The organism is Campylobacter sp. BCW_4321 (assembly GCF_001763075.1).
Classification (GTDB): Bacteria; Campylobacterota; Campylobacteria; order Campylobacterales; family Campylobacteraceae; genus Campylobacter_D; species Campylobacter_D jejuni.
Genome location: NZ_MJYA01000025.1, coordinates 1 through 11,038, shown reverse-complemented (window position 1 = coordinate 11,038; position 11,038 = coordinate 1). Strand labels below are relative to the sequence as shown.

At 26.0% G+C, this 11,038-nt stretch carries 11 protein-coding genes; 7 read left to right on the top strand and 4 right to left on the bottom strand.

Going from position 1 to position 11,038, the window contains the following annotated elements; genetic code table 11:
• Window positions 1-20 precede the first annotated feature (20 nt).
• From AJN58_RS04430 to tssJ, 4 genes are all read right to left on the bottom strand, one after another.
• The gene (locus AJN58_RS04430; RefSeq protein ID WP_002881838.1) at window positions 21-251 is read right to left on the bottom strand and encodes a hypothetical protein; all 231 of its coding nucleotides are present in this window, start codon (window positions 249-251) and stop codon (window positions 21-23) included.
• A 224-nt stretch (window positions 252-475) separates the two neighbouring features.
• The gene (gene icmH / locus AJN58_RS04425) at window positions 476-1,249 is read right to left on the bottom strand and encodes a type IVB secretion system protein IcmH/DotU (protein WP_002881837.1); all 774 of its coding nucleotides are present in this window, start codon (window positions 1,247-1,249) and stop codon (window positions 476-478) included.
• Window positions 1,246-2,643: a type VI secretion system baseplate subunit TssK gene (gene tssK / locus AJN58_RS04420; protein WP_002779660.1), complete on the bottom strand. Its 1,398-nt coding sequence runs from the start codon at window positions 2,641-2,643 to the stop codon at window positions 1,246-1,248. The genes icmH and tssK overlap by 4 nt, the downstream gene beginning before the upstream one ends.
• A gap of 9 nt (window positions 2,644-2,652) precedes the next feature.
• Window positions 2,653-3,099 carry a type VI secretion system lipoprotein TssJ gene (tssJ, locus tag AJN58_RS04415; protein WP_002779659.1) on the bottom strand — a complete coding sequence of 149 codons (447 nt, stop codon included), beginning with the start codon at window positions 3,097-3,099 and terminating at the stop codon, window positions 2,653-2,655.
• Window positions 3,100-3,224: 125 nt separating this feature from the next.
• On the opposite strand from tssJ, the gene AJN58_RS04410 reads away from it, so the two are divergent.
• From AJN58_RS04410 to AJN58_RS04380, 7 genes are all read left to right on the top strand, one after another.
• Window positions 3,225-4,472 (top strand): type VI secretion system domain-containing protein, encoded by a 1,248-nt coding sequence (locus tag AJN58_RS04410; RefSeq protein ID WP_002881835.1) that lies wholly within the window; start codon window positions 3,225-3,227, stop codon window positions 4,470-4,472.
• A 68-nt stretch (window positions 4,473-4,540) separates the two neighbouring features.
• Entirely contained in the window at window positions 4,541-5,026 is a 486-nt protein-coding gene (gene tssB, locus AJN58_RS04405; RefSeq protein ID WP_002881833.1) for a type VI secretion system contractile sheath small subunit, read from the top strand.
• 1 nt (window position 5,027) lies between these two features.
• The gene (tssC, locus tag AJN58_RS04400; protein WP_070234023.1) at window positions 5,028-6,482 is read left to right on the top strand and encodes a type VI secretion system contractile sheath large subunit; all 1,455 of its coding nucleotides are present in this window, start codon (window positions 5,028-5,030) and stop codon (window positions 6,480-6,482) included.
• Window positions 6,483-6,484: 2 nt separating this feature from the next.
• Window positions 6,485-6,877 carry a type VI secretion system baseplate subunit TssE gene (tssE, locus tag AJN58_RS04395; RefSeq protein WP_070234022.1) on the top strand — a complete coding sequence of 131 codons (393 nt, stop codon included), beginning with the start codon at window positions 6,485-6,487 and terminating at the stop codon, window positions 6,875-6,877.
• The gene (gene tssF, locus AJN58_RS04390; protein WP_070234020.1) at window positions 6,874-8,595 is read left to right on the top strand and encodes a type VI secretion system baseplate subunit TssF; all 1,722 of its coding nucleotides are present in this window, start codon (window positions 6,874-6,876) and stop codon (window positions 8,593-8,595) included. Before tssE ends, tssF begins: the two co-directional genes overlap by 4 nt.
• Window positions 8,592-9,494: a type VI secretion system baseplate subunit TssG gene (gene tssG / locus AJN58_RS04385; protein WP_070234018.1), complete on the top strand. Its 903-nt coding sequence runs from the start codon at window positions 8,592-8,594 to the stop codon at window positions 9,492-9,494. The genes tssF and tssG overlap by 4 nt, the downstream gene beginning before the upstream one ends.
• Before the next feature lie 135 nt (window positions 9,495-9,629).
• A partial coding sequence (locus AJN58_RS04380) for a contractile injection system protein, VgrG/Pvc8 family (RefSeq protein ID WP_186820936.1) occupies window positions 9,630-11,038 on the top strand: 1,409 nt, incomplete at its 3' end.

Here is an 11,038-nt window from a genome sequence, read left to right as displayed (position 1 = left end):
CAAAATACCCTAGAATCTTATTATACTTTAGGAAGTTCATTTAACTTACACATATTCCTAAATTGCCAATAACTAGGCTCTAAATAATAAGAATAAGGAGTATAATAAAAGATAATTAAGCCTATACTTCCAAGAAAGACTAAAAACTTTGAAACGCTTTTTGTAGATTTAAAGATGATTTTATAAATAAATTTTAATATAAGATAAGAAAGAATAGTAGAAATTATAATAAGAAGTAATATATATGTCATGGGTTATCTCCTTAGATTCTCTATTTTATTAAAATTAAGATGTAATTTTGTGGTTTAGTGTTAGCAGTATAACTTTTTCTTTATCATTAAAATAATAGAGCTTGTTTTTTCATATATTTTTATCCTTTTATAGGTTTTGCATTTGATTTTTATTCTAGCTGTAAAATAATTTTTATTTAATTTTACTCATAACAAATAAATTGATATTTAAAAATTTAGTATATTTATTCTATATGTGTTAAATTTTTTATCAATACGGATATATTATTATCCACTTTAAGATTATTGGTTTCTAAATTGAAAATTGCATAGCTTAATACTCCTAATATAATCAATGCTGGCACAACGATAATAAGTTTTTTAAAATACAATCTTATAAATTTTTGCCAAATATTTTCTTTCAAACCAGTTTTATATGCTTTATTAAAAGCTAACTCTTCTTCTATCTTATAAACCGGTTTTAAAGATGTGGCAATATTATTGCAAAAATGAATTATTTTTTCATCTCTATCCTTAGTCTCATTATATTTTCCTTTATAACCAAGAATCAAACAAGCATAGATAAATTCCAAAAAATCTTTAAACTTAAAAGGGTTATTAATCCAAGATGATGCAATATCATAAAAATTATTTCCACCTAAAGTTTCATCAAATAACCTTACAGTTAGAGTATTGTGAGCCCAAAAATTAATAAAAAGTTCATTTTTCATTAAGCTTTCATCTATAAAGACACAAAGACAATATTTGAATTTAATAATTTCTTTTTCATCATATTCTTTACATATACTTAATTTAGCGGTTATATCTAAAATTTTATTAATCAATGTTTCTCTAAGTTGATTAATACTACTTGTATCCATAGAGCTTATTTTTGAAAGTCTATAAGAAAGCAAAAGCAACTCCAAAGAATAATCAATAATTTTATTGTTTTTTAAACCATCAAAATCTGAATCAAGAAGTAAGCTTAATGCCTTTTTTTCTTCATTTATTTCTTTCATTGAAATACCGCCCACATTATAATATCAGGGTTTTTTATATTGTTGGTCAAGTACATACTAATGATACTTTCATTTTTAAAATCTTTAAACAGTTGATCTCTTTTATCTAATTTATAATAAACATAACCATTTAAATAAGGAATGCTAGATGGAACATTAGGTACTTGATCTACATTTAAGCCCTCAAGCTGAGTTGCGACTATATTTTTAATTTTACTTTGAGTATGTATCTTGCTTTGAATTTTAAAATTATTAAGTAGATATTCTGTAGTAACATCTGCACGAATTGCGAAATAAATTTCACTTTCTTCTAAAATTCCCGAATTATCAAAAATAAAATCATAAAAACCGTTGCCGTTAATACTAGTCTTAGCTATAAAATATTTAGGGCTTGTGATTTTAGAAAATAACAATCTTAGATTATTCATCATATTTAAAAAAGTATTATAAAGATTATCGTGTTTATAAGGAATAAAATCTAAAAAAGATTCTTCGTTGCTAAAAGCTGCAAGCTCTCCTTGAAATTCTAAAAATTTTTCGTATAAAAATTCAGGATGTATTTTATCTTTTTTTGATAGATGTGAAAATATTAAATACCATTTTTTTAAAAGATTAAGGGATAAAAAAGTGCTAAAATCCAATGTATTTTTTGTTTGATCGATTCCTTTAAAAACATTAGATAGAACTTTTTTATGTTGATTGATTGAAAAAATAATTTCTTCCAAAAAGGATCTTATGGTAGATATTTTGCTGATATTTAAGCAAGTGGGTATAAAATCACTTTCTAATTCAATTTTTTTATTGATATCAATATTTTTAATTTTTGCAATTGGTAATTCAAGTTCATCAGGAGTTGAATTACCTAAAATGCCAAGTTTTAATCTTAAACTAGCAAGAAGTAAATCTTTTTTCTCTTGTGTAAAAGTCAGATTTTCAAGTTCGTACTCATCTTCAATTTTGTCCATTACATTAGATTTTGAATCATCATAATTTCTTAAAGCAATACTATTTCTAAGACATATAAACTTTGAATTTGGAAAAGTATTTCTTAAAGATAAATCAGCAATATCAGTAACTCCGATAGGAATTTTTAATACCACAACTGAATCAATTAAAGATTCATAATTGATTTCAATAGGCTCAGGCAACAAATCTTGCTCAGGTGCATTAAAAATGCTTCCATCTTGTGCGATACCTGAAATTTTAGAAAGTGCAATTTTTCCTTGCAATAACATCTCTTGAGAAAATTCCAAGTCTATTATTCCATATAAATTACTATATATATTTATAGTTTTAAGATCTATATTTCTATTAAAAAATCTTTCTTGCTGCTCAAAATGGGTTTGTCCAATATTAAGTCCATCAAACCAAGCAACTTTTAATTTATTTGCCATATATTATTCCTATTTAATTCTTTTGATACCTTCTTTGGATATTTCAAATTTTAAATACTTATTCTTCCCAAACCCATTTGCATCTTCGGTCTTTGCCCATATTTTTGTTGTTTTTTTTGTATTATTTGCAAATAATACAAGAATGCCTACATAAGGAACCTCTTCTTCATCTACTTTAACCGCGATAATATTGTCTTTAGGTGCAATTTGCGTTTTAATAGAATCAAGTTTATCCTTGCCTAGTACCCCCTCTTCTCTAGTAGCCAAATCTATATCACTTGCTTCTTCAAATTTTTTAATATCCTTAAGTTGATATACAATAGCTGTAACAGGAACATCATCATGTCTATTATTAAGATTGGAATTCTCTACATTATTTATCTTAACACTAACAACACTTGAGCAAGCGCAAAAGAATAGTGGCAATAAAAAAAATAAACTTTTTTTACAAAACATGAAACTAAAGTATCCTTTCTATCTTAGAATATATAATTTATGATTAATTGAGTAAATTTTTTAAAAAATTAACATAATATTTTTTAAAATTTAATTATAATGAGGCAAATTTTTGGAGGAATTAAATGTATTTTTGTGATCAATTGAAAAATAATTTAGATGAACTACAAGAATTTCAGTTACTTGAAGATGAGATGTCAAAATATAAGACTTTAAACCATGAAAATATTTCTTGGGATAAAGTTTATCAATATTCTCAGTTTATATTATTAAATCATTCTTTAAATTTTAAAATTTGCAACTATTTTCTTTTATCGTGTTTTAATTTAAACAATGAAGAATGCTTTGAAAAGCTTTTGCTTCTTTTTCAACATTTAAAAAAACTTATAGATGAAAATAATGCTTATATATTAGCTCAAAAGCGAAAAATTCAAAATTTTATTCAAAATTTTATTCAAGAATACAATAAAACAAAAGTGCTTATATCATCTGAGATTGTTAATCAATTTATTACTTTATTTTCCGAATTTGAAAATTTACTATCTTGCAATTTTGCAAAAATTGAAATTGCTCAAGTTGCACCACAACTTCCAAAATCTCCTGTAACTCAAGTATCTATAAACATTAGAAGCGATAATATTAACTCTTTAAACGAGAGAGAATATAAAAATTTTTATCAAAAACTTGCATTTGAGCTTTTAGAAGAGGATGAAAATAATCTCAATATCTACGCTTTATTCACCCAAGCAATGTGGGGAAAAATCAGGTGTTTGCCTGAATGTAATAATGAAAAAATTACTAAAATAAGAAAACCTGATGCAGATATAATTCGCATATTACTTTCTGATAAAGAAAATGATATAGAACATATTAAATGTTTTATGCATGAACTTATTTTAAATCCTTTTTGGATAGAGGGTGTACAACTCTTTTGTGATTTTTTAGAAAAAAAGAAAAAAAATAAACAATTAGACATTCTTATAATATTAACAAGTGATTTTATTTCTAAATTTGATACTATTGAACTTCTCCGTTTTCAAAATGGTGATTTTATCTGCAAAGAAGAAGTTTATAAATATTTTGTTAAATCCAAAGAAAATAAAAAAAGTTTTTTTTCAAGTAAAAAAACTGACAAAGAACATACATTACAAGATTTTGAGCAAATGCTGATGAATATTGATAAAGAAAATTTTAATAATTCTACTATGAATAATATTAATTCCTTGCTAGATATGGTAAAAATTTTTGAATCAAAAGGAATGAAAAAGAACTCTAAAATTTTAAATATATACTTAGTAGAGTTAATGGAAAAAACTCTACTAAAAGATTATCTAGCCGAAGAATATGAAAACGCAAAAAATAAAATTAAATGATGCAAGATTAAATTTAGCAAATTTTAATATAATAATTAAGCTAAAATTTTTATTTTTAAGGATTTAAAATGTCAGATGGATCTCATGCTCCAAAGGAACGAATTAATATTACATATAAAGCTAAAACTAATGGACAAAATGAGGATGTGGAGCTGCCGTTAAAATTAATGGTAATGGCAAATTTAAAAGGAAAAAACGAAACCCCCTTAGAGGAAAGAGAAATTTTGCAAATTAACAAGATCAATTTTGATCAAGTTATGAGAAAACTCAATATAACAACGAGTTTTAGCGTAAAAAATACTCTTGGAACAGGAGCTGAAGAGCTTGATGTTAAGCTCAATATTGCTAGCATGAAGGATTTTTCTCCAGATAGCTTAGCTAAACAAATACCTGAGTTAAACAAATTATTGCAACTAAGAGAAGCTTTAATGGCTTTAAAAGGTCCTATGGGTAATATTCCTGATTTTAGAAAAGCTGTTTTAGAAGCGTTAAAAAATGAAAAAACTAAAGAAAAGTTACTTTTAGAAATTAAACAAGAAGAGCAAGGAAATTAAAATGGCAAATACCAAAGTAATTGATACGCCAATTATTGAACAAATTATGGAGAAAAGCAAATACTCTAAAACTGATGAAAGTTATAGTATTGCCAAAAGAGGTGTTGCTGAATTTATTTCAGAAATTGTAAAAAGTGATAATGCCGAAGAAAAAATCAATAAATTTGCACTTGATGAAATGATAGCCCATATTGACCATTTACTCTCAAAACAAATGGATGAAGTTTTACATAATGAAGAATTTCAAAAACTTGAATCTACTTGGCGTGGACTTAGATTTCTAGTTGAAAGAACTGATTTTAATGAAAATATAAAAATCGACCTATTTGATATAAGAAAAGAAGAAGCTTTAGAGGATTTTGAAAACAATCCAGATATAACACAAAGCGTTGTTTATAAAAATATATATTCTTCAGAATATGGACAATTTGGAGGAGAGCCTGTAGGAGCAATCATTGGAGATTATCAACTTGGATCAGCAAGTCCTGATATGACTTTTTTAAATAAAATGGCTAGTATTGCGGCTATGAGTCATTCTCCCTTTTTAACATCTTTTGGACCAAAATTTTTTGGGCTTGATGATTATTCTGAACTTGCAAATATTCAAGATTTGCAAGGTTTGCTAGAAGGTCCTCAATATACAAGGTGGAGAACTTTTAGAGAAAATGAAGACTCTAAATATACAGGCTTACTAGTGACAAGATTTTTAGCAAGAAGCCCTTATGATCCTGAAGAAAACCCTATCAAAAGTTTTAATTATAAAGAAAATGTACATGCTTCGCATAATCATTTATTGTGGGCTAATTCTTCGTATACTTTTTGTACAAGATTGACAGAAAGCTTTGCTAAGTATAGATGGTGTGGAAATATTATAGGACCAAAAAGTGGAGGGACTGTTAAGGATCTGCCTACTTATCTTTATGAAAATTTTGGAACTATACAATCAAAAATACCTACAGAAGTTTTGATTACAGATAGGAGAGAGTATGAACTTGCAGAAGCAGGTTTTATAACTTTAACATTAAGAAGAGATAGTAATAATGCAGCATTTTTTTCAGCAAATTCTCCGTTAAAACCAAAATTATTTCAAAATACCCCAGAAGGTAAAGAAGCTGAAACAAATTACAGATTAGGAACTCAACTTCCATATATCTTTTTAATTTCAAGATTGGCGCACTATTTAAAGGTTTTACAACGAGAAGAAATAGGGAGCTGGAAAGAAAGAAGCGATATCGAAAATGGTCTTAATGAATGGATTAGACAATATATTTCCGATCAAGAAAATCCACCTTCTGAAGTAAGAAGTCGTCGTCCATTCAGAGCAGCACAAGTGAAAGTTGATGATATACCAGGAGAGCCAGGATGGTATAAAATAGGACTAAGCGTCCGACCTCATTTTAAATATATGGGCGGTAATTTTGAACTTTCTTTAGTAGGAAAATTAGATAAAGAATAATAATGTCCTTGCTAGATAAACTGATCCATAATTTAGATGAGCAAAACATTCATATTCCATTCTATCAAAATGATTTTGAGGATGTAAAGAATAATATAAAAGTTTTGCTCAACTCTAAGATTAATGACTGTTATACCGCGAAAGATTTAGGGATGCCAAATATGACTGACATTAATCTTAGTTCTAGCGAATTATGCATATCAATGGCTAAGGAAATAAGAAAGTTAATTGATAGTTATGAAAAAAGAATACGAGTTGTTTCTATTACTTATGATAATAGCTTAAGCCCTTGGCAACTTTCTTTTATTGTAAAATGTTTTTTTCAAGAGGATCGTTTTAAGGAATTTAGTATAGAAATTATTTTTAAAAATAATAGATATTGTGAGGTTAAATGAAAGATAATATCTTTTATTATCAAAAAGAGCTTGAATATCTATATGAAACTAGGGAACATTTTGTAAAAAATTATCCAAAACTAGCTCCATTTTTAGCTTACAATAGCAAAGATCCCGATGTAGAAAGAATTATTGAAAATTTAGCCATCCTAAGTTCTAAAATTCACCAAGAACTTGATGAAAATATCCCGCATATTGCAGAATCTTTAATCAATATAGTTTCTCCAAACTATACAAATCCCATACCCTCATTATGTATGCAAGAATTTAAACTTGAACAAAATAGCAAAGAAAATAAACTTACTATTCCAAAAGGAACCGTTGTTAAATCAAAACCTATAGATAAATGCATTTGTGAATTTAAAACTGTTTATGATGTCTATCTTTACCCTATTTCGATAAATGAGGTTTTTGCATCAAGTAAAAACCAAGACTATACTTTTAATTTAAAATTACAAATAGATAAAGCAGAAACAAAAATAAGTGATTTGGGCTTAGAAAAAATTAATTTATATTTAGGCAATGATACCTATATGTCTAGTACTTTATTATTATACATGCATTCTTATTTAAAAGAATTAAAAATTCAAAGTTTAGATACTGATGAAGAATTTTTTCTTAATACTTACGATATTGAAAAAATAGGATTAAATCCAGATGAAAGTAGTTTATCTTATAATGATTTAGGCTTTGAAGCTTTTTCTTTGTTAAGGGAATATTTTTTTATGCCCCATAAATTTAATTTTCTAAGAATTAATAACTTAGATATTTTAAATAATTGCCAAGGAAGAACAATTAATATTGAATTTAAATTCTCTAAACCATTTCCTGCAAATTGCATATTTAGAAAAGAATTGTTTTCTTTAAGTATGACGCCTATTATCAATATCTTTGCAAAAAGCGCAGAACCTCTTATAAATAATCATAAAAAAGATAGTTATCGAATTTTTGTTGATAGAAGCCAACCTAAAGCTTATGAGATTATACAAACATTGCAAGTTAAAGCACACAATAGCGAAGGGGGTAAAAGATTATTAAAAAACTATAAGAGTTTTGAACGTTTTGAATTTTTAAAAGATAATCAAAAAGACTTTTATAGCATAAATACTAAAAAGAATTCTAAAGGAGAAGTATTTAGCGAAATTTCCTTTTTCTCCTCTTATTTAATGGATGAAACTATAAGCATTGATCTTTTATGCTCTAATGGAGATCTGCCTTCAAGATTAAAAATAGGAGATATTAATAATTGCAATTTAAAAGGTGTTGATACTAAAAATATCGAAATTCCAAGTGAAGCGAGAAGATGCAGCGTTGATGGCAATTTATTGTGGAAACTTGTTTCTGTATTATCTTTTTCTTATCAAACCATATTAAGTAGAAAAGCTTTTTTTGGTGTATTAGAAAGCTATAGTTTTTTAAATAATCAGTTAAATTGGAAATCTTATGAACTTTTAAAAGAATCTATAGTTGATATTCAAAGCAAAAGCACTTATCTAATTGATGAAAATATTACAAAAAAAGGAACAGTGGCTATTTTTAGTATTAAGGATTCTAAGTTTTATACTTTAGGTGAAGTATATTTACTAGGATTAGTTATATCCAAATTTTTAGCATCTTTTGCTAGCATTAATTCCTTTTGTGAATTAAAGATAAAATGTCTTGATTCAAAAGAAATTCTGCATTATCCTGCTTCTTTTGGAAAAAAAGCTTTAATATGAATGATCCAACTTCATATAGTTTTTTTAAACTTATAAGAAAGCTAGAAAAAAATTATGGGAAAAAAAATATATTTTTAAGAACCAATAAAAGTTTAAAGCATCCAAATAAAGATTTAGAAAAAATTATTTTTTCAGATCAATCATTTATAGAATTATTTGTAAATTTTATGGGCTTACATGGAGTTTCCTCACAACTTCCTTCATTTATGTTAGATAAATTATCCAGAAATGAAGATGGAGAACAAGGTTGGACTTTATTTTTTGATTTTTTTAATCACTATTTACTTTGGATATTTTTCGATGTTATTGGCTTAAAAAATTATCCAAGATCTTTTAATGATAATTTTAAAGACTCTATTTCTCAAATTTTATTTAATATATTAGGAATTAAAGAATACGATATTGCAAAAAAATATTTACCATTTGCACCTTTACTACTAAGTTTAAGACGACCTAAAACACACATTGAAAGAGTTTTACAAGTCAATTTTAAACTTAAGGATAAATTATCAATCATTGAAAATTTGCCTCACCAAATTTTAATCTCTGATACTCAAAGAAATAAACTGGGCGTAAAAAATCATGCCTTGGGGAGTAATTTCATACTAGGTGATAAATTTACCTCTTATCAAAATAAAATAGCAATTTATATAAAAGATATTTCATATCAAGAAGCGGTTAAATTTATGCCTAATGGAACTAAACATGATGATTTAAAAAATAGTATAATGTTTTTAACAAATTATGAATTTTGCGTTGATTTATACCTTAAAATCAATTATTCTTCAGAAATGAAGTTTGTGTTAGGAGAAGAAAATACTGCCAAACTTGGCTGGGCAAAAATCTTAGGAAACACGCAAAAAAAATTCTCCATAGTATATATGAAACTTTATGAATAAATATTCATAATCATAAAACACACTCAAATTTACCCCAACTATGCTACAATATTTACAAACAAATATAAATAAAAATTTAATCACACTTATAAGCTTTGTATTTGATAAATCTTATTACCACATTAAGGAGAAAAAATGGCCTCAAATTCCTTTATGAGTCTTAATATATCAAATTCTACTTCAAATCCCCTACCCTTTAAAATCACTAAAGCCCTCATCCAAGAAAGTCTTGAAGAACTTTTTTCTATAGAATGTGAAGGTTTTTTTGAAAGTTTAGAACAAGATTTATTTTCTTTAAATACTTTAACCAATGCTTCATCTCATCCAAGCACCCCTACAACTTTTAATTTTCATCCTAATGTTTTAATCGATCAAGAAGCTATTTTAAGCATCCATAATCCTTATGAGAATAATACCTTAAACTTTGATAACAATAAAGTAATAAACTATAAGGGAATTATCACTTATATAAAATATCTAGGTATTAATCATGAAAGTGCTTTAAATATTAATGATAGCGCTTCAAATACTAAGCAAATAAAATACAAGCATTTTTTTTCTTTTAAGCTTCAATCAGTCTTGATAAGACTTTCTTTAAATAAAGCCAATCGTATTTATACTCATACTAATATTATAGAAGTGATTAAACAAACCCTTGGTTTTTATCAAGATATCTTACATAAAGAAATTGATTATTCTAATATACATTTTAATTATGAAAAACAAGAACTCATCTCTCAATACAATGAAAGTGATTTAGACTTTATTACAAGATTAAGCCATAATAATGGAATCTTTTTTTATGAAGATGAGAACACTATTTATTTTTGTGATGTGTATAAAAATGTAAAAAATAAAGAAATTGAGTATAATCCTAATATTAATAATATTTTAAATCAAGCTTGTATTTCTTCTATTTATAAAGAACAAAGTTTAAGAACTAATTCTTTTACGCATTCTAGTATTAATGCCAATACTCCTTTAAATCTTTTATCTTTACATTCTAATAAAGTTCCTTATGAACAAGAACTTAATAACAAAGCTTATTATAATGAACATTTTTATGAGAGTGAATATTCTTTTACAAAAAGCATTGATTTAAAGACTAAGCCTTCTCTTAAAGAAAAAAGAGCCTTAGTATTAAATGAAAGCTTACTAGCAAAAAGTAATATTTATCATCTTAGTTTAGGAGATTTTATCACTTTAAATTATAAGGAGTTTAATCATCAAGAAGAAATAAAAAATCAAGATGAAGAAAAACAAGATAAAGCTTCTTTGCTTAAAGACTTTATTATTATTGCTAATACTCAAATCTTAATTGATGATGCCATCTTAGCTAATTCTATTAATACGAATGATCATTTAAATTTAAAAGATTTAAATTTAAGTAAATCTTATTCCAATACTTTAACTTTATTAAAAAAGAATATTATCTTTACTCCAAGTTTTAAAGTTAAACCTAAAGCTCCTAATAGCACTCAAGGTATTGTTATAGGAGAGAGTAAGGATATAGAAAGTGAGAGAAATACTATTTATACTGATGA